Origin of the sequence: Alcanivorax sp. IL3 (genome assembly GCF_047495465.1) — a bacterium.
GTDB lineage: Bacteria > Pseudomonadota > Gammaproteobacteria > Pseudomonadales > Alcanivoracaceae > Alcanivorax > Alcanivorax jadensis.
Window position 1 is genome coordinate 567,988 of record NZ_CP179931.1, and the last position, 18,279, is coordinate 586,266.

An 18,279-nucleotide genomic window follows, 5' to 3' on the forward strand; every position below is an offset into this window, starting at 1 on the left:
GGGCTTTTCCTACCCATAGATTGTAATGCTCTGTTATATGGAAAAGCCTCTATGGCCGCTCCATAGGGGAGCGAATACTAGGCAAATCGTGGCCTATCGTGCGGCCTAAATCCGAACGCTGTGCTCGGGTTTGGCGATGAGCGAGGGGTGGGCTGCCCGGGTTGTGGAAAGCAGGCTTGGAGAGGGGCAGGTGATGGCGTTTTCAGATGCCCCCGGGCAATTGGAGTTTAACTATTAAAAACAAAGAGTTACATTTCCTTTTGGGGGTTTTTAGGCCCGTTGTTATACCTTCTGACGGACATGGCTGAATAATGACAGCAGGCATGACATAGGAAGGTTGAACCGAATTGAACCCGAACAAGCATTCGCTTTATTGTGTCACTCGTCAATGTAACAGTAGTGCGCGCCCAACTCACTCCCATGGCGCGCAACATTATCGGCTTTGCCCTCATTGGACAGGTGACCTAATGACGACTGCAACGATTCATCAATACGTGTCGAAAACCGCCCAGAAACGGCCTGAGATGCCCATTCGCCACATGGATTTTCAGTTCGATGCCAAGCAACTGGACGATACCTTCTTCAGAAACACTGAGCTGGCGTCGGCCTATTTCGAAGCCCTGTCCATCTTTCTGACCTTTGGCGAAGATCTGGTGATCGACACCGCCCGCCACCATCGTCAGTTTGTGAAAGATCCGGAGCTCAAGCGTCTGGTAACCGCCCTGATCGGTCAGGAAGCCATTCACTCCAAGATGCACAACGAGTTCAACGAGGTACTGGCCCAGCATCGTTACCCGGTCGGCCTGTATCGCTTCCTTGCCGACAAGGTGTTCGAGCACGGCTTCAAGAAACTGTCCAACCGCATGCAGCTGTCATTGATGGCAGGCATTGAGCATTTCACTGCGGTGATGGCGGAATACATGATGAAGAACGAAGACATCTTCTATGAATCCCTGGACGAGAAGCAGCGGGCCCTGTGGATGTGGCACATGCTGGAAGAGTCGGAGCATAAGGATGTTGCCTACGACGTGTTCCAGGAATTGTCCGGTGATTATTATCTGCGCATGCGTGGTTTTGCCCTGGCGGCCTTCACTATCACTTTCCTGATTCCGGTTGCGGCGTCGTTGATTCCGGTAATGCGCAAACCGCGTAACTTGCTGAGCCCCAGATACTGGAAAGATGTGAAGCGTAGCCTGGCGGTAATGGCCGGGCCTGAAGAGGGGGTCTTCGGCAGCACCATCAAGCATATTCTCGATTACACCCGTCGGGACTTTCACCCCAGCGACCACGATACCAGTGCCTACCTGGAGTACTACAAGGAAAAGCTGCTGCACCCGAAAACCGGGTTGTTGACGCCGTATCTGACCAAGGAATTCGTACCGGGCAAGCGCGCCTGAACGAACGCTGAATACTCAACCTGAAAAGGTAGAAAATAATGCTGAATATTCTCAAGTTTCGTTCCAGCAAGCCGAGCTATAACGGCTACGCTGTTGTCACCGGTGCTGGCAGTGGTATTGGTCGCAGTTTTGCCCTGGAACTGGCGAGACGAAACAGCGCGGTTGTCTGCGCGGATCTGAAGCTGGAAAGTGCCGAGGAAACCGTGGCGCTGATCGAGAAGGCCGGCGGTAAAGCGTTTGCGGTGGCCTGTGACGTGGGCAAGGCGGCCCAGGTAAAGAAGCTGTCCGAGCAGTCTGAAAAACTGCTGGGCCACCCGGTCACCATGGTCATCAATAATGCCGGTGTGGGCATTGGTGGCAAGTTCGAAGAACTGAGCCTGGAAGACTGGAAATGGGCCATGGATGTGAATCTGTGGGGCGTGGTGCATGGCTGCCACTACTTTGTACCCGGGTTCAAGAAGCAGGGCCGTGGCGCCATTATCAACGTGGCCTCTGCTGCATCCTATACCGCCGCGCCGGAAATGAGTGCCTATAACGTGACCAAGGCCGGCGTGCGGGCGTTGTCCGAAACCCTGTACGCTGAGCTCAAGCGCGACAATATCAATGTCAACGTGCTGTGTCCGACTCTGGTGCCCACCAACATCATCAAGGATGGCCGCATTCCGGCGCGTTATTCCAAGCTGGCCGATCATGCGCTGATGAACTACGCCATGACCACCAGTGATTCCGTGGCCAAGCTGACCCTGAATCGTCTCGACAAGGGTGAGCTGTACACCACGCCCCAGGTGGACGCCAAGTTGTTCTGGATGATGAAGCGTGCCACTCCCAATTTGTACGCGAACCTGCTTGGGTTCTCTTACCGGTTTGTTAAGAATTGATCGAGGAATTTCATCATGGCAGCAGCAAAGAAACGCAAAACCCCTGAGGCCAGGATTTACGACACCTTTATCGTCGGCGCCGGCATTTCCGGCCTATGCGCTGCGATCAAGATGAAAAAAGAGGGCTATCACGATTTCAAGATCATCGAGAAAGCCACCCGCGTCGGCGGTACCTGGCGGGAAAATACCTACCCGGGCTGCGGCTGTGATGTGCCTTCTTCCCTGTACTCCTTTTCCTTTGCCCTGAGCAGCAAGTGGAGCCATCTGTTTGCTCGCCAGCCGGAAATTCTCAGCTACCTGGAAGAGGTCAGTGAAGATTTCGGCATCAAGGAACTGATCGAGTTTGGCACCGAGCTGGAACATGCCGAGTGGGACGAAAGTCGCCACCTGTGGGTGCTGGATACCAAAACCGGTGAGGAAAAAGGCCAGACCCTGGCACGCACGGTTGTCTTCGCCACTGGCCCGATCACCGAAGCCCAGATTCCGTCCCTGCCGGGCCTGGATAGCTTCAAGGGCGAAATGTTCCACTCCGCCCAGTGGAACCATGACTATGATCTGACCGGAAAACGGGTGGCGGTGATCGGCACCGGCGCCTCGGCTATCCAGTTTGTGCCGCAGATCCAGCCCAAGGTCAAAGAGCTGCACGTATTCCAGCGTACCGCGCCCTGGGTACTGCCCAAGCCGGATATGGATCTGGGTGACACCAGCAAGCAGCTGATCGAAAAGCTGCCTATTATTCAGAAAAGCTGGCGCAAGGCGGTGGCTACCTCCCTGAACGTGATCAACTTCGGGCTTCGTAACCCGGCGGCTCTGCAGCCGGTGAGCACGGCTGCCAAGCAATTGTTGCGCGTCCAGGTGAAAGACAAGACCCTGCGCAAGGCGGTGACCCCGGACTTTACCCTGGGCTGCAAGCGTATCCTGTTTGCCAACAACTATTACCCGGCCCTGCAGGCAGACAATGCCAACCTGATTCCCCATGGTCTGGTGGAAGTGGAAGGCAATACCGTGATTGCTGCCAACGGTGAGCGTCACGAGGTGGATGTGATCATTTGGGGTACCGGCTTCGAGGTATCCCATCCCCCCATTGGTCGCAAGGTTATCGACGCCAACGGCGATCGCCTCTCCGACCTGTGGAAAGACACCTCACCAGAGGCCTATCTGGGCGCTACCATGAAGGATGTGCCGAATGCCTTCCTGGTGCTGGGCCCTAATGTGCTGGTGTACGATTCCTTTATCGGCCTGGCGGAAGCCCAGCTGGACTACATCATCGATGGCCTGAAGAAGGTGAAAGAGAAGGGGATTACCCGTTTTGCCATCAAGCCCCAGGTGCTGAGGGCCCACAATGACAAGGTTCAGAAACACCTGAAAACTACGGTGTTCAACAGCGGTGGCTGCAAGAGCTACTACCTGGACCAGAACGGCCGCAACTTTGCCGCCTGGCCCTGGTCGCTGAAGGAACTCAAGAAGCGTTTGAGCCGTTTCAAGGTAGGAGACTACGAAGTGGTCTACCAGAGCGCGGAGAAAAAGAAGGCCGCCTGATGCACATCAGGAACAGGCTTGTTGAATGAGGGGAAGCGCAATGCTTCTCCTCATGCTTTCCGGGCTGCGGCAGCCCTTTTGCCGGATGGATTTACCCTGCGGCTTCCACCTTCTTCTCCACGTAGCTGGCGAGAATGTCCCCGAACACTGTTGCCAGCTCCTCAAAGCTTTGTATCGGATTGTCCTCGGAGAGATGCCTGACCACAGTGAAAATGCCGCCATTAATATAGAAATAAGCCACGGTGGGAATATTCGGCAGTTTAAGCAGCTGCGGATGATGCATCAGGTACTGGGTGAAAAGCTCCATGAGGGCGCTATTGATCGGTGACTGGTAAATCACCATGTCCATGCTGAAGGCGTGGCGGGCGCAGCGCAGGTAGAGCTGATTGTTCTCTTCCAGAAAGTCGCGAAAGCTGAACAGCAATTTCTCGATAGCCTCGCGAATGTCCAGACGCACCAGTTCCGGGATCAGCGGCTTGATCAGGTCAACGGTATCGCTGACAAAGCGCTTGCTGGCCGCATCGATGATGGCGTCCTTGTCTTCGAAATATTCATAGAGTGACCCCACGCCGATTCCGGCCTTCTCTGCGATTTGCCGGGCGGTGATGCCGCTCGGCCCGTGATTGGCAATGGAGATCAGGGCGGCCTGGACAATGGCGTCCACGGTGGCTTTGGAGCGTTGTTGTTTGGGTTTGCGAGCCATCAGGTTATCCGAGTTGAATCCGAACGAGCATTCGCTTTATTGTTACATCAACCAATGTGACAGTAAATAATTTTGTCACCAGTAACGGTGCGCCGGGCAGACCGGGCCCCTCGTTCAACTCGCAGAATAATCCGTAAGGAGTGCATCATGGCTTCCATCGATCTGGACAAAATGCTGACCAAAATCAAAAGCACCCAGTGGGCCCTGTCGGATATCGACTGGGACGCCCCGGGTGCCGAACTGATTACCGAAGAGCAGTGGCCCAAGCTGAAAGATTTCATGGCCGACCTGATGTGGATTGAGCACGTGGGTGCCCGGGCATTTGCCGCCATGGCCAAGAAAGCCCCTACCGATACCTTACGCCAGATCTACACCTACTTTCATGCGGAAGAACAGCGCCATGCCAATGCCGAGATGGCACTGATGAAGCGCTGGGGCATGCTTGAGGGTGATGAAATTCCCGAGCCCAACATCAATCTGCGTCTGGTGATTGAATGGCTGGATCGTTACAGCGATGACATGCCGGTGTATGTGCTGGGCACGGTGGTGCCGATGTTGGAAATTGCCCTGGACGGTGCCTTGTGTACCTTCCTGCTGGAGACGGTGAAAGATCCGGTTTGCCACCAGGCGTTCGAAAAGATCAACGACGATGAGTCCCGTCATCTGGGCGTGGGCTTCAGTGTGATGGAAATGCAGGGCCGCGGGAAAACCTTTATTGGTGCCACCAAAATGCTGGCACCGTTACTGGATCCGCGTCTGATGCTGGGCATCGCCTCCTATGTGCCGCTGCTCAATAAAATGCGCGACAACATTATTACCATGGGGCTGCCGGAAGAGCGGCTGTATGCGGCCATGGCCAAGTTCGAAAAAATTGGTGGTCGTACGGAAGATGGCCGTCGTAACCCCTGGTTCCAGGTCATTCGCCAGCACGCCAAGCTTGTGGTGAATCGGCGTAACCGTGCCTATCACGTGCCTGTGGATGGCATGGTCAAACTGACCGGTCTGATTCCGCGCCGGGCGCTGCCTGCTGTGCCTTCCTGGGTGAAAGAGCTGACCTACCAGCCCACTGCCTGATATCGCCATGACGGCGCGCCATGTGCACCCGGCACATGGCGCGGCCACCTGATTGCTGAAGAGATTCTGTTATGACTACGTCCTCTGCCTCCCCGAAAAAGGCCCCACGCAAGGCGGCGACCCGCAAACGCTCCGCCACGGGAAAACGCCCGGCGGCAAAGAAAGCACCCGCGGTAAAGCCGGCCGCCGTATTGATTGTGGGGGCGGGCTTTGCCGGCCTGGGAATGGCTATCCGACTCAAGCAGGCCGGCATTGAGGATATCGTGATTCTGGAGCGTGCCAACGCGGTAGGCGGCACCTGGCGGGACAATCAGTACCCCGGTGCCGCCTGCGATATTCCCTCCAATCTGTATTCCTATTCGTTTGCGCCCAACCCGAACTGGTCACGGAGCTTCTCGGGCAGCGAGGAAATTCTCGGCTATATCCACCATCTGGTGGCCGAGTTTGGGCTGGAATCGCACATCCGTTTCGAGAAAAATGTGGAAGACCTGTCCTTTGATGAAAAGAAAGGCATCTGGACCGCCACCACCGACAAAGGTGAGCAGTTTGCCGGGCGGGCCGCGGTGATGGCTCAGGGCCCCTTGTCCAACTGCAGCTTCCCGGCCATTACCGGCATCGAGGATTTCACGGGCCACAAGATTCACAGCGCCCGCTGGGATCACGAGTACGATTTTACCGGCAAGAAAGTGGCTGTCATCGGTACCGGCGCCAGCGGCATCCAGATTATTCCCGAACTGGTGAAACAGGCGGGCCACGTGAAAGTGTTTCAGCGCACTCCGGGCTGGGTGATGCCGCGCCCGGATTTTGCCACGCCCGCCTGGAACAAGAAGCTGTTTGAAAAACTGCCAGCCAGTCAGCAGGCCATGCGCAATCTTCTCTACTGGACCCATGAGAGCATGGCGCTGGCGGTTATCTGGAAGTCACCGCTGACGCGTATTGCCGAACGGGTGGCGCGCCTGCATCTGCGTCGCCAGGTGAAAGATCGCTGGCTACGTCGCCAGCTGACTCCGGATTTCACCATCGGCTGCAAGCGGGTGCTGGTCTCCAACGACTACTACCCGGCCCTGCAGAAAGATAATGCCAAACTGATCACCTGGCCCATTGCCCGCCTCAGCGAAAAGGGTATCCGGACGGTGGAAGGCATCGAGCATCAGGTGGACTGTATTGTCTTTGCTACTGGTTTCGACGTCAGTCATTCCGGCACGCCGTTCCCGGTGAAAGGCCGTGCCGGCCGGGTGCTGGGGGAAGAGTGGCAGGGCGGAGCCCAGGCCTACAAGAGCATCAATGTGTCCGGTTACCCGAACCTGTTCATGACTTTCGGACCCAACTCGGGACCCGGCCATAACTCGGCGCTGGTGTACATGGAATCCCAGCTCGACTATGCGGTGAAAGGCATCCGGAAAATTATCGAAAACGATCTGAAAATGCTGGACGTGAAAGAAGACGTTCAGCGCCGACACAACAGGGCAATACAAAAGCGCCTGGCCCGAACCAACTGGAACTCCGGCTGCAAAAGCTGGTATCTGACCGAGGATGGCTTCAATGCCACCATGTATCCGGGTTTTGCTACCCAGTACGCGGCCCAGATGTCGGAATTTGAAGAGCGCGATTACGAAGCCGTCTGACCTCCTGGTCTGGTTTCTTCCGGTGAACGCGGCCTCTGGTCGCGTTTTTTTTGCGGCCAAGGTCATGTTCTGGCGCAGCTTCCTGCTTCTGCCATAAAATCATCACGCTACTGTCGCATCGATTTCATCCCGCCCGGCTATAACCCCAGGTTCACTGATCAACAAATAACACGAACCATTGGGGAATTCACAATGACATCCTGGTATAGCCTGGGCGCCGGCGTACTGCTGGCGACTGCCTTGACTGCCTGTGGCGGTGACAGCAGCGATAACAATCCTGCTGCGGGTGGCGAGCAAGTGAAGACGCCGGATAGCCTGCGCTTGTCCTTTCTGAGCCGCTACGAGTCCGGCAGTTTCGATACCTCTGCTGCTGAAATTCCAGCCTATGACAGTGCCAGCCAGCGCCTGTTCGTGGTCAACGCCAGGCTGGGTGTGCTCGATGTGCTGGATATGAGCAACCCGGCCAAGCCTGCCTTGATCGCGTCGCTGGGCGTTGAAGAGGTTGCTGCCGGTGCGGTGGTCAACAGCGTGGCGGTGAAAAATGGGTTGGTGGCGATCGCCATTGAGGCCGACCCGAAAACCGATAACGGCTTTGCCGCCTTGTATCGTGCCGATGACCTCAGCCTGCTCGGTAGTGTAGAAGTGGGTGCTCAGCCGGACATGATTATCTTCACCCCGGATGGCAGCAAGGTGCTTACCGCTAATGAAGGGGAGCCCAGCGATGATTATCAGATCGATCCGGATGGCTCCATCAGCATTATCGATATCAGCAACCCGCAAGACCCTCAGGTTAGCACGGCGGATTTCAGTGCATTTGATGCGGACACACTGCGCAGCAGTGGCGTGCGTATCTATGGTCCCGGCGCGGATGTGGCCAAGGATCTGGAACCGGAATACATCGCCGTGTCCGCCGATGGCACAACCGCCTGGGTGACCCTGCAGGAAAATAATGCCCTGGCCAAGGTCAATATCGAGACGGCTACCGTTACCGGTATCCTCCCGCTGGGAGAAATCGATCGCAGCGTGGAAGGCTTCGGCATTGATGCCAGCGATGACGATCAAGAGATCAACATCCAGACCTGGGAAGGGGTAGTGGGCCTGTACCTGCCTGATGCCATTCATGCTTACCGCGCTGATGGCAGTACCTATCTGGTCACTGCCAACGAAGGCGACGCTCGTGCCTGGGGCGAAGATAACGATGCTTACTGGGGTGAAGAGGGCGAAGGTTGCGCCGGTGATGCTAGTCAGGGATTCGTGGAAGAATTTCGCGTCAAACATCTGGTGCATAAGAGTGGTTTCGACCGTCGTTGTGGTGACGATTTACCTCCCCAGCTGCGTGAACTGGGTGCCGGTGCGCTGCTGGATCCGGCGGTGTTCGATTACTGCGGCGCCACCGCCGGTGATCCCGGGGATTGCCGTGAAGACGATGTGCTGGGCCGTCTCAATATTACCTGGACTCAGGGCTACAAGGTCGACGAAGCTGGTAATCCTGTGATGTATAACGATGCGGGAGAGGCAGATGAAGCCGGAACCCGCATCATGTATGACACCCTGTACAGCTATGGGGGTCGCTCCTTCTCCATCCGGGATGAAAACGGCAACCTGGTATTCGACAGCGGTGATGCCATCGAACAGTTCCTGGCCAGCGATGAATGTCGGCTGGGCACCAACCGCAGCATTGCCTGCCAGGATTACTTCAACAGTGGCCATGATGAAATCAATGCCATGGACAGCCGCAGTGATGCCAAGGGCCCTGAGCCGGAAGGTTTGACCATCGGCGCCATCGGCGACAAGACCTTCCTGTTCCTGGCCCTGGAGCGCATGGGCGGGATCCTGGTCTATGACATTACCGATCCGCAGCAGCCCCAGCGGCTGGATTACCTGAACAGCCGCAACTTCTGGGGCGGCGGCGGTGATGGCGAGGATATCGAAGACCTGATCGATGATGGACTGCTGGCAGAAAGCGATGTGGGCGCCGTGGTGGGGGATCTGGGACCGGAAGGGCTGGTGTTCATCGCCGCCGCCGATTCCCCCAATGGCATGCCGTTGCTGGTGGTGGGTAACGAAGTCAGTGGTACCACCGCTGTCTACCAGGTGGAAATGCTATTCGACGAGGAGTAATGCTCGTTAGCTATATCGAGGCGGCCTGTGGGCTGCCTTTCAAGCTACAAGCTATAACGCGTGGAAGGCTGTGCAATACAGCCTTTCACGCACTTTGGGCGCTTGTTTATTGCATTGCCGCGCGGAGTCATATCATCCCGTTTGGGGCAAGGCTCTCCACATGCGGCGGCTTGCCGCTTTCCACGATCAATTTTTCTGTTTGGCCTCGAACGCTGCCAGTTGTTCCGGGGTAGCCGGTGTCTGGTATTGCGCTTTCCAATCGGCGAAGGGCATGCCGTATACCCATTCCCTTGCGGCGTCGTAATCCAGTGTCACCTGACGCTCATCCGCAGAGGCAACCAGCCATTTTGACAGGCAGTTACGGCAGAAGTCCGCCAGTATCATCAGATCAATATTTTGCACTTCCTTGTGATCATCCAGATGCTGCAGCAAGCGGCGAAAGGCGGCGGCTTCCAGTTCGGTGCGTGTGGCCGTATCCAGCGTAGTCATGGGCTTCTCCTGCAATGGGGGAGCCATGATACGGTCTGTACACGGCGGGCGTCGACGTTGGCCCCTTACCGTGCATACTATAGGGCATACTTGGGATACCCATATTGAAATCCGCATGGAGGAAGGGTGATGTCATTGAAACGAGGCGCAGCGATTGTCGGTCTGTTTTTGGCAGCAGCGTGGCTGCTCGTCAGTTGCGGCATGAATAGCGAGGAAAAACGCCTGGCAGCAGCCATCGACCAGGCGTTGCAAACCCGGGAGCTGGGTTACTGGCAGGTAGCTGATCTGGATATCGCAGACCAGAAAAACAACCAGACCGGCCCCGAAGAAATTACCACCTACAAGGTGGAGGCCGTGCTGGCTCTGCAGAGCCCGTTGCGCGAAGTTCGCTATGTGGATGACATCGGCCAGCGCGTGGTTACCCGCACGGCCATGGAGTCGGGTGAAGAGCGGGAGCTGACCGCTTCTGTACAGGTCATCAGCGGTAATGGTGAAGAAAACATGGTGACCACGCTGGATGAACAGGTTCTGCCTCGCGGTATGGTGGCAGACGATTTCGAGCGCCGCTTTGAAGGCTGGCAGGTCATTGCCGAAGACAGTGATGAGTTCGCTGAGCTGGAAAAGGAGCTGGAGGCGAAGCTGGATAACAGCCTGTCCGCCCTGGCGGAAGCGGATCACACCCTGCGGCAGATCCAGGTGCAGTTGATGGCGGCACGGGCCGAACTGGCTGTGCTGGAAGAAAACGCCGAAGCTGTCGGTGGACTGGGTGAGCCCATGGAAAAGGCCAGCCAGGAGGTGGAAGCCCTGATTGAGCGGGTGGAAGAGCAGGAAGCCGCCCGAGACAGCCTTGGCGAAGAAGTGGATCGTCGCAAAAAGGCCCTGGCCAGTTTGCGTGGGGAATAAGATGACGACTTGCCGGCCCGGGTGCTGCTAAAGATTCAGGCCGGGGGGCGTCTCGGGTATCATGACGCCCCCGCAGTCCCCATGAGAGCGTCCCCATGTTTGAACTCACCGTCACGCCCCGCTTTTACGAAACCGATGCCTTTGGTCATGTGAACAACACCGTTGTCACCGGCTGGTTTGAAACCGGGCGGGCGCCCCTGTTCCAGTTGTTCGGGGGCGGCAGTGATCCGTCAGCGCTGCCACTGATTCTGGCCCGGGTAGAAGTGGATTTCGTCGGTCAGATTTATTACGGCAGTGATGTGTTGTTGCGCACTGGCATTGAGAAAATCGGCAACAGCTCCTTCGTGGTGGCCCAGCAGGCCTGGCAGAACGGCAAACTGGTGGCCCGGGGCAAGGCGGTGCAGGTCTACTTCGAGCACGACAAACAGGCCTCGGCGCCGATCCCCGACGAGTTTCGCCAGGTACTGAGCGAGCATCAGGGAGAGCTGGCAGAGACCCTGTAATTTCCGGTTCTGATCAGACCGATAGTCATGGCGCGTATGTCACCTTGACGCCGCAGCGCTACACTACCGGTCACACTGATCCCCCAACGTAACGGCAGCGAGGAATGGATGGCTTATCAGGGGCAGAACAATTTTGATCACCGCCAGGCACAGAAACTGGGAGTGCTGGTCACGAATCTGGGTACGCCGGATGCACCGGAGACTGGTGCCCTGCGCCGTTATCTGCGCGAATTCCTGTCCGATCCGCGGGTGGTGGAAGTCCCCCGGCTGATCTGGTTTTTCATACTGCACATGGTGATTCTGGTGATCCGCCCACCGCGTTCCGCCCATGCCTATAAAAGTGTCTGGACGGATGCGGGCTCGCCGCTGATGGTGCACACCGAAGCCCAGTGTGCGGGCATCCGTGAGCGACTGCAGAGCCAGTTCGGAGACGACATCGAGGTCCGCTTTGCCATGCGTTACGGCAACCCCTCCATCGCCAGCCAGTTGCAGGCCATGGAAGAGGCCGGCGTGCGCAAGCTGGTCGTGCTGCCCCTGTATCCGCAGTACTCGGCCTCTACCAATGCGTCCACCTTCGACGCTATTGCCAAGGACTTCATGCAGCGGCGCTGGCTGCCGGACTTGCGCTTTATCAGCCATTACCCGGATTACCCGCCCTACATCAATGCCATGGCCAAACACATTGAGGCCTTTCGCGCCGAACACGGCACGGCAGACAAGCTGATTTTTAGCTACCACGGGGTACCGAAAAAATACCTGCTCAATGGCGACCCCTACTTCTGTGAATGCCACAAGACCTCACGGCTGCTGGCGGAGCGCCTGGGGCTGGGCGACGACGACTGGCTCACCACCTTCCAGTCCCGCTTCGGCCGTGAGGAATGGCTGAAGCCCTACACCGATCACACCCTCATGGCGTTGCCGGAGGAGGGAGTGAAATCCGTGCAGGTGTTCTGCCCGGGCTTTTCTTCTGACTGCCTGGAAACCCTGGAGGAAATCGACGTGGAGAACCGTGGCTATTTCGAGGAAGCCGGCGGAAAAGCGTTTGCCTATATCCCGGCATTGAATGCTCAGCCTGGCCACCTGGATGCGCTCACCCAGTTGATTGAAGAGAATCTGCAGGGCTGGGAATTGCCGGAAAATGATGCCGTGGGCCTGAGCGAGCGACAGCATCGAGCCCGCCAACAGGGCGCGGACCGCTAGCCCATATCGCCCTCTCTTGCCTCAAACGCCCGCTTATGCGGGCGTTTTGCTATCGGTCCCCCATTTGGGGGATGCGCGGATAGCGCTGCCAAATTACTCTGAATTCCAAGAGATAGGGAGGGGCCTGGGGTGTCGCGTGACAAGGATCTGGCAGAGATTATGGACGCGATTTACTTCGCGGCGCATCAAAGGGATGGATGGCAGGATTGCCTGGACCGGATCAGTGTATTGAGCGGCGGGCAATCCGCTCAACTGTTGATGCTGGACAAGGAGAACCACCAGCGAATGGGCTGTTATCAGAGTCCCCGCTCCCTCGCAGAGTCCCGTAATCATGGCGGGCAAGCGCTCACCCTGTGTGATGTTCGCCATGATGCGGGCGATGCACTACTGGTGCTGACTGTGCAGCGTCCAGCAGAGCAGGGTGGGTTTGGGGGCGCTGAAAAGGAATTGATTGAAGGGCTGATGCCGCACATTGCCAGAGCACTGCGTCAGGAGGAGGCCGCCAGACTGATAGACGATCGTCAGATGGCGGTCTACCGGCAAAAACAGGGAGCCATGCTGCTTCTGGACGGTCAGCGAGATGTGGTTTTCGTGTCCACGGAAGCAGAGAAACAATTAATGGAAACAGCCTCGGTGAGGCTCGAAGCAAGTCGCCTGAGAGTGTTCCGTCGACAGTCTCAGGCTGAGCTGGATACTCTCATACAGGAATGCCTAACGCGAAAATACACCGGGATGGTGAACATTGGCGACGCCGGTAAGGAGTCCATGCGATTATTGGTCAGCACGGTACAGCATCGGGATGAAGCCTTGTTTCTGTCACATGGGTTACTGGCGATCTTTATCGTTGCGGACCCGGGCGAGGGAAACAGTGAAGAAGAGTTGATTGGACAGTGGCTGGGGTTGACCGAGTCGGAGTCGCGGATTGCCAATGGAATTGCGCGCGGTCAAAAGCCAAGGCAAATTGCTGATCAGCTGAGCCTTTCTGTGCACACCGTCCGCCATCACATCAAAAATATTTATCGTAAGACCGGGGCGCATTCCCAGTCACAGCTGACGGCGCTGGTGCTTAACTTGCCGGTATAAAGCATCAAATAGAGGCGATAATCTTGTAATGTTGCCATTGAACAGAGGGTGAAAGAGGCGAGTTATGTTTGTTGGCAAAGGGCTGAATGCGTTGCTGGATGCCCTCTATTACGCACCCTATGAAGCATCCGGCTGGCAGGAGTTTCTAAACCGGATGGTGAGCTTGTCTGGCAGTCGTTCGGCGCGAATCCTGGTGATGAACAAGGATGCCGACCAAGTGTTCAACGGCGTGCAGGTCAATACCGATGCCAGTGCTCACAAGGCCTTTGTAGAACATTATGTGAATCTTTGCCCCTGGCGACCCGGATTGGCTTCGCTGCCGCCGGGTAAATTCTATTCCTCGTTTCTGGATGGTATCTGCGACCAGAAAACCTTCTACCGGTCCGAATTTTTCAATGACTGGGCCCGTGGGCTGGATATTCACCATGGCGCCAGTGGAACCGTCTGGCAGCACGAAGGCCAGACCATACAGATGTTTATGCAGCGTACCGGTGGCCAGGGTCATTTTACCCGTGACGAGACCAATGCCTTCAATGCCCTGACGCCACATATCCGCCGTGCTCTTCGGCTTGAGGCGATGATTCACCAGCGTAAACAGCAACAGGATTATCTGGAGCAACAGGGCCGGTTCAGTTCCATGTTGTTGCTCAATGCTCGCAAAGAGGTGGTGTACGCCTCCGAGTCCGCTTGGGAAATGCTACGTGCGGAACCCTCTCTTCGCATGCACGCCAGAAAACTTCGCCTACAGGACAAGGCCGCACAAGATCTGCTGGACAGGCTGCTCGTCGCTTCTTTCGATGACAGTCATGTGCATACCCCGGTCACCGGCGGCGTCGTCCCGGTTTGGCGTTACGGGCGCACGCCCTTGCTCATGCAGGTCATGCCCCTGCACCCGGATGCAGACAGCGGCCTGATGCCGGTTCCTGCCCACGTGGCTATCTATCTGGTGGATGGTGAACAGCAGTCGCAGATGGATCTTGGCAAACTCGCCTCCTTGCTGGATCTTACCCCGGCGGAAGCGCGTGTTGCGGCCCGGGTTGCGCAGGGCGAAAAGCCGGCGGATATTGCCGCTAGTGGCAATGTTTCACTGCACACGATACGTAGTCAGATAAAGAGCATCTTTATCAAGACCGATATCACCAGTCAGGCCCAGCTTACCAAGCTAGTCAGGGCTCTCCCTGTGCAACGACAGGTCCACCAGCCCCGCGTTCCTTTTCTGCTATCAAGTGTAGGCTGATTCTCTTTTTTTATTCCCTTTCAATAATGCAAAAAACGGTTTTACGGTGAGTGAATGCTTATCCCCAATTTGGGGGATGTGCGGCGCGAGTGGCTTGACTAGCCTAGTGCTACTGTTAAAAAAACCGGAGGGATAATGAAAACATTCCAGTATGGAGCCTTGGCGCTGGCCGTGACCTTGACGGCCTGTGGTGGTGGCGGATCATCGTCTGGCGGTAATGGCAGCACTGAGCCAGAGGCGCCTTCTAAAACGGGTGTATTCACGGATAGTGCGGTAGCGGGCATCCAGTACCAGACCCAGCCAGGCAACAAGAGTGGCAAGACCAATGCGTTTGGGGAATACGACTATGTCGAAGGGGACACCGTCACCTTCAGGATCGGTGATACTCAGTTGCCCGCCGTAACGGCGACCGGGCGCGTCACGCCAGCGGATATGGCTGATGGCAACGATGCGGATGTTGTCACCAATGTGCTGCGCTTGCTTCAGACCCTGGATGATGACGGCAATCCTGACAACGGCATTTCCATTAGCCAGCAAACCCTTGATGACTTTATTGGCAAGGAGGTGGAAGTTAATCAGCCTGCTGCCGCCTTTGAGACCGAGGCGCAAACGGCTATCGGCGAGACCCTGGTAACCGAAGAAGAGGCCGAGGCGCATTTCGCCGCCTCTCAGCAGGCGGATTTGCGCGGAAGCTGGCTGTTTAAAGACGATTTTGGCAGCAATGTATTGAGTTTCCTGGACGGTGGTCGCTATATCATTGCTCATTCGAATGCTGATGATGGTGATCAAGAGGCAGCGACTGCTGAATGGGGAACATACACTTGGGATCCCGTATCGGGCGACTTCTCCCTTACGGTGTCCGGCGAATCAGATGGTACTGGTGGGTTGTCTGATCTGTCAGGTGAGACTGTAACATTACAGTTAGTTGATAATCAGTTCATTCTTACTGTGTCTGAAGAGCTGGCTGATGATCAGTTTGTGGAAAACACGGTGACGTTTTCAGCGGTTGAAAGCTCGACGGACTCCCTTGTCGGGGCCTGGTACCTGGCAGAAGAGGGCGGCGCTTTCAATGTGCTAACCATTCTGGACAGTTCCCGCTACACCATCGCTCACAATGCCAATGAGGAATCCTATGAGGGAGACTCCCCGATAGCCGTTTCTTCCGAGTGGGGGACCTATTCGGTTAGCGGTGACGCTTTCAATATTACCAATGTTGAGGTTGAAACGGATGGTCCGGGTGGTCTGTATGATGCAGATTCCCCTAATGCACTTGAGTCCTATGAGACCCCTCCGTGGGGTGACCTGACTTTTACTCATGCAGTGGACGGAGCCTTTAGTTTCAGTCGTGTTGGTCGTTTCGCTGTGGAGCTGGAGGACCTTGACGGTAACGCCAGTACTGTTTTTGTCGAGCGTGAGGAAGATGGCTTCTTCGAAGGGATGGAGATTGACTTCAGCATTGATCTGGTTGGCGAAGATGACAATGCCAATATTTCTCTCAACGCGGATGGCACGGGCACGATGACCTTCTCTCCCGGTACCGAGGACGAAGAATCAAGCACCATTGATGCGCCCTGGGAAGCCACAGAAAGCGGCACCTTGGTATTTATTGAAACCATGCCTGACCAATCCACCGGTAGCTGGAGAATTGCTCCCATCAAGAGCGGCGATTCTGATTCAGCGCTTGTTGATTTTCGTCATGTGGATGGTGGTACGGAGAGTTTTCTCGGGTTTTTCATGAGTGATGTGTCAAGCCCGATTAAAGAAAATGCGCCTGCCCAATAATGCATAGCAAAAACTAAAGTAAAAAAGGGGGCGAGCAGTCCCCTTTTTTATATTTATTGGCAGGCCTTTTGTAAAAAGTCGTCATCGATAGACCGATCTCGAACTCTTTGGTAAGAGGTTAAGCATTGTCTATGGCACGACCATAACTAAAGGCTCTGAAGTCTTCTCACCAGCTCATCGGTAAATTCGCTGGTGCTGGCACGGCCGCCCAGATCCGGGGTGACGATTTCGCCTTCGCCTACCACCTGACGCACGGTGCGACGTAATTGTTTGGCCTTGTCATGCAGCTCGATGTAGTCGAGCATCAGGGCCCCGGCCAGCATGATGGCAGTTGGGTTGGCGATGCCCTGGCCGGCAATGTCCGGGGCGCTGCCGTGCACGGCTTCGAACAGGCCGCCATGCTCGCCGATGTTTGCGCCGGGAGCCACGCCGAGGCCGCCGATCAGGCCGGCACACAGATCGGAAAGGATATCGCCGAACAGGTTGGTGGTAACGATCACATCGAAGCGATGGGGGTTCATGGCCAGCTGCATGGCGCAGGCGTCCACGATCATTTCTTCATGCTCCAGCTGCGGATAGTCTTCGCGCACCTTGCGGGCCACGTCGAGGAACAGGCCGGAGGTGGACTTCATGATATTGGCCTTGTGCACCACAGTGACCTTCTTGCGGCCCTGTTTTACCGCCGTCTCGTAGGCAAAGCGCAGCAGGCGCTCGGATTCCGTGCGGGTGATGCGGCTGCGTAGTTCGGCGGTCTCGCCATCGTCGCTGACCGTCTGGCCCAGGCCGGAATAAATACCCTCGATATTTTCCCGCACGGTCATGATGTCCACGTTGTCGTAACGGGATTTGACCCCGGGAATGGACAGGGCCGGGCGCACGTTGGCGAACAGGTCGAAGGTTTTGCGCAGGGTCACGTTCACGGACGTGAAACCACCGCCCACTGGCGTGGTGATGGGGCCTTTCAGGGCCAGGCGATTGCGGCGGAGTACGGCGAGGGTTTCTTCCGGTACCAGATCCAGTCCTTTGTCCAGCGCGGCCTGACCGGCAATGGCATATTCGAACTCGAGTCCGCAATCCAGTGCTTTCAGTACCCGTACCGTGGCATCGACGATGTCCGGTCCGATTCCGTCGCCGGGAATAACGGTTACGGTGTTCTTGTTCATGCTGCCTCCTGATTGCGGAAAGGGTGTTGCAGGAATCACATTGTGCCCGCTGCAGATGGCAAAATGAATGCCGACCAAGGTCGGAAGGGTTGCCGGCCGGGGCTCTGAAAGGGCGAAAAATCCCTAGAAATGCGGCCCCGGGCCTTTCTCGGACAAGGTGTCAAAGGGATTGCGTAGTCGGCAGGCCTTGATGGACAGGCAGCCGCAGCCGATACACTCATTGAGCTGGTCGCGCAGCACGGTCAGATCATTGATGCGCTCGTCCAGATGCCCGCGCCATTTGGCCGACATGCGCTTCCAGTCACGGGCAGTGGGGCTGCGGCCATCGGGCAGTTCGTCCAGAGCCTCGGCAATTTCCACCAGCGGGATGCCGATGCGCTGGGCTACCTTGATGACGGCGACCCGGCGTAATACATCACGGTGATAGCGGCGCTGATTGCCGGCGCTACGTGAGCTCTGGATCAGGCCTTTCTTCTCATAGAAATGCAGGGCTGAAACAGCCACGCCGCTGCGTTCGGCGACCTCGCCCACGGTCAGGGCCTTGAAGATATCGTCTGTACAGGTCAGCGTCATGGGGATCCC

16 protein-coding genes are annotated in these 18,279 nt (G+C 56.6%); 12 read left to right on the plus strand and 4 right to left on the minus strand.

The genetic code is table 11. The annotated features are described in order from the left end of the window. Nucleotides 1–467 precede the first annotated feature (467 nt). From ACMG4M_RS02715 to ACMG4M_RS02725, 3 genes are read left to right on the plus strand one after another with little or no spacing between them, the layout of a single operon-like run. Entirely contained in the window at nt 468–1,397 is a 930-nt protein-coding gene (locus tag ACMG4M_RS02715) for a metal-dependent hydrolase (RefSeq protein ID WP_272997563.1), read from the plus strand. 38 nt (nt 1,398–1,435) lie between these two features. After that, entirely contained in the window at nt 1,436–2,275 is an 840-nt protein-coding gene (locus ACMG4M_RS02720; protein WP_272962610.1) for an SDR family NAD(P)-dependent oxidoreductase, read from the plus strand. Nucleotides 2,276–2,290: 15 nt separating this feature from the next. Further along, nucleotides 2,291–3,814, plus strand: a complete 1,524-nt coding sequence (locus ACMG4M_RS02725; RefSeq protein ID WP_272962611.1) for a flavin-containing monooxygenase — start codon at nt 2,291–2,293, stop codon at nt 3,812–3,814. Between the two features lie 91 nt (nt 3,815–3,905). On the opposite strand, the gene ACMG4M_RS02730 is transcribed toward ACMG4M_RS02725, so the two are convergent. Then, nucleotides 3,906–4,517 (minus strand): TetR/AcrR family transcriptional regulator, encoded by a 612-nt coding sequence (locus tag ACMG4M_RS02730; protein ID WP_272962612.1) that lies wholly within the window; start codon nt 4,515–4,517, stop codon nt 3,906–3,908. 147 nt (nt 4,518–4,664) lie between these two features. Between ACMG4M_RS02730 and ACMG4M_RS02735 the strand changes: the two genes are divergently transcribed. From ACMG4M_RS02735 to ACMG4M_RS02745, 3 genes are all read left to right on the plus strand, one after another. Beyond that, nucleotides 4,665–5,591: a reductase gene (locus ACMG4M_RS02735; RefSeq protein ID WP_035246221.1), complete on the plus strand. Its 927-nt coding sequence runs from the start codon at nt 4,665–4,667 to the stop codon at nt 5,589–5,591. A 71-nt stretch (nt 5,592–5,662) separates the two neighbouring features. After that, nucleotides 5,663–7,216, plus strand: a complete 1,554-nt coding sequence (locus tag ACMG4M_RS02740) for a flavin-containing monooxygenase (protein ID WP_035246223.1) — start codon at nt 5,663–5,665, stop codon at nt 7,214–7,216. Nucleotides 7,217–7,408: 192 nt separating this feature from the next. Next, a complete protein-coding gene (locus ACMG4M_RS02745) occupies nt 7,409–9,337 on the plus strand; it encodes a choice-of-anchor I family protein (RefSeq protein WP_272961623.1) in 1,929 nt (642 codons plus the stop codon). A gap of 186 nt (nt 9,338–9,523) precedes the next feature. On the opposite strand, the gene ACMG4M_RS02750 is transcribed toward ACMG4M_RS02745, so the two are convergent. Next, nucleotides 9,524–9,826, minus strand: a complete 303-nt coding sequence (locus ACMG4M_RS02750; protein ID WP_035246224.1) for a DUF1244 domain-containing protein — start codon at nt 9,824–9,826, stop codon at nt 9,524–9,526. A 129-nt stretch (nt 9,827–9,955) separates the two neighbouring features. Here ACMG4M_RS02750 and ACMG4M_RS02755 point away from each other — a divergent pair, with 129 nt between their 5' ends. From ACMG4M_RS02755 to ACMG4M_RS02780, 6 genes are all read left to right on the plus strand, one after another. Next, nucleotides 9,956–10,729 (plus strand): hypothetical protein, encoded by a 774-nt coding sequence (locus ACMG4M_RS02755; protein WP_272975275.1) that lies wholly within the window; start codon nt 9,956–9,958, stop codon nt 10,727–10,729. Between the two features lie 95 nt (nt 10,730–10,824). Beyond that, a complete protein-coding gene (locus ACMG4M_RS02760) occupies nt 10,825–11,232 on the plus strand; it encodes an acyl-CoA thioesterase (protein WP_035246228.1) in 408 nt (135 codons plus the stop codon). Nucleotides 11,233–11,340: 108 nt separating this feature from the next. Continuing rightward, nucleotides 11,341–12,432 carry a ferrochelatase gene (gene hemH, locus ACMG4M_RS02765; RefSeq protein ID WP_272975276.1) on the plus strand — a complete coding sequence of 364 codons (1,092 nt, stop codon included), beginning with the start codon at nt 11,341–11,343 and terminating at the stop codon, nt 12,430–12,432. Nucleotides 12,433–12,561: 129 nt separating this feature from the next. Beyond that, nucleotides 12,562–13,515 (plus strand): helix-turn-helix transcriptional regulator, encoded by a 954-nt coding sequence (locus ACMG4M_RS02770; RefSeq protein WP_272975277.1) that lies wholly within the window; start codon nt 12,562–12,564, stop codon nt 13,513–13,515. A gap of 64 nt (nt 13,516–13,579) precedes the next feature. Then, nucleotides 13,580–14,752 carry a helix-turn-helix transcriptional regulator gene (locus ACMG4M_RS02775; RefSeq protein WP_272961619.1) on the plus strand — a complete coding sequence of 391 codons (1,173 nt, stop codon included), beginning with the start codon at nt 13,580–13,582 and terminating at the stop codon, nt 14,750–14,752. A gap of 135 nt (nt 14,753–14,887) precedes the next feature. Further along, the gene (locus ACMG4M_RS02780; protein ID WP_414430681.1) at nt 14,888–16,534 is read left to right on the plus strand and encodes a hypothetical protein; all 1,647 of its coding nucleotides are present in this window, start codon (nt 14,888–14,890) and stop codon (nt 16,532–16,534) included. 146 nt (nt 16,535–16,680) lie between these two features. Here ACMG4M_RS02780 and ACMG4M_RS02785 read toward each other — a convergent pair whose 3' ends face one another. Both ACMG4M_RS02785 and soxR read right to left on the minus strand, forming a co-directional pair. After that, complete coding sequence (locus ACMG4M_RS02785; RefSeq protein WP_272961617.1) at nt 16,681–17,697, minus strand: isocitrate dehydrogenase; 1,017 nt, start codon at nt 17,695–17,697, stop codon at nt 16,681–16,683. Nucleotides 17,698–17,820: 123 nt separating this feature from the next. After that, complete coding sequence (gene soxR / locus ACMG4M_RS02790) at nt 17,821–18,270, minus strand: redox-sensitive transcriptional activator SoxR (RefSeq protein WP_052042567.1); 450 nt, start codon at nt 18,268–18,270, stop codon at nt 17,821–17,823. Nucleotides 18,271–18,279: the final 9 nt, after the last annotated feature.

Bases quoted from the DNA above. Each gene is read 5' to 3' on its own strand.
- ACMG4M_RS02715 (WP_272997563.1), top strand. From the start codon at position 468: ATGACGACTGCAACGATTCATCAATACGTGTCGAAAACCGCCCAGAAA.
- ACMG4M_RS02720 (WP_272962610.1), top strand. From the start codon at position 1,436: ATGCTGAATATTCTCAAGTTTCGTTCCAGCAAGCCGAGCTATAACGGC.
- ACMG4M_RS02725 (WP_272962611.1), top strand. From the start codon at position 2,291: ATGGCAGCAGCAAAGAAACGCAAAACCCCTGAGGCCAGGATTTACGAC.
- ACMG4M_RS02730 (WP_272962612.1), bottom strand. From the start codon at position 4,517: ATGGCTCGCAAACCCAAACAACAACGCTCCAAAGCCACCGTGGACGCC.
- ACMG4M_RS02735 (WP_035246221.1), top strand. From the start codon at position 4,665: ATGGCTTCCATCGATCTGGACAAAATGCTGACCAAAATCAAAAGCACC.
- ACMG4M_RS02740 (WP_035246223.1), top strand. From the start codon at position 5,663: ATGACTACGTCCTCTGCCTCCCCGAAAAAGGCCCCACGCAAGGCGGCG.
- ACMG4M_RS02745 (WP_272961623.1), top strand. From the start codon at position 7,409: ATGACATCCTGGTATAGCCTGGGCGCCGGCGTACTGCTGGCGACTGCC.
- ACMG4M_RS02750 (WP_035246224.1), bottom strand. From the start codon at position 9,826: ATGACTACGCTGGATACGGCCACACGCACCGAACTGGAAGCCGCCGCC.
- ACMG4M_RS02755 (WP_272975275.1), top strand. From the start codon at position 9,956: ATGTCATTGAAACGAGGCGCAGCGATTGTCGGTCTGTTTTTGGCAGCA.
- ACMG4M_RS02760 (WP_035246228.1), top strand. From the start codon at position 10,825: ATGTTTGAACTCACCGTCACGCCCCGCTTTTACGAAACCGATGCCTTT.
- hemH (WP_272975276.1), top strand. From the start codon at position 11,341: ATGGCTTATCAGGGGCAGAACAATTTTGATCACCGCCAGGCACAGAAA.
- ACMG4M_RS02775 (WP_272961619.1), top strand. From the start codon at position 13,580: ATGTTTGTTGGCAAAGGGCTGAATGCGTTGCTGGATGCCCTCTATTAC.
- ACMG4M_RS02780 (WP_414430681.1), top strand. From the start codon at position 14,888: ATGAAAACATTCCAGTATGGAGCCTTGGCGCTGGCCGTGACCTTGACG.
- ACMG4M_RS02785 (WP_272961617.1), bottom strand. From the start codon at position 17,697: ATGAACAAGAACACCGTAACCGTTATTCCCGGCGACGGAATCGGACCG.
- soxR (WP_052042567.1), bottom strand. From the start codon at position 18,270: ATGACGCTGACCTGTACAGACGATATCTTCAAGGCCCTGACCGTGGGC.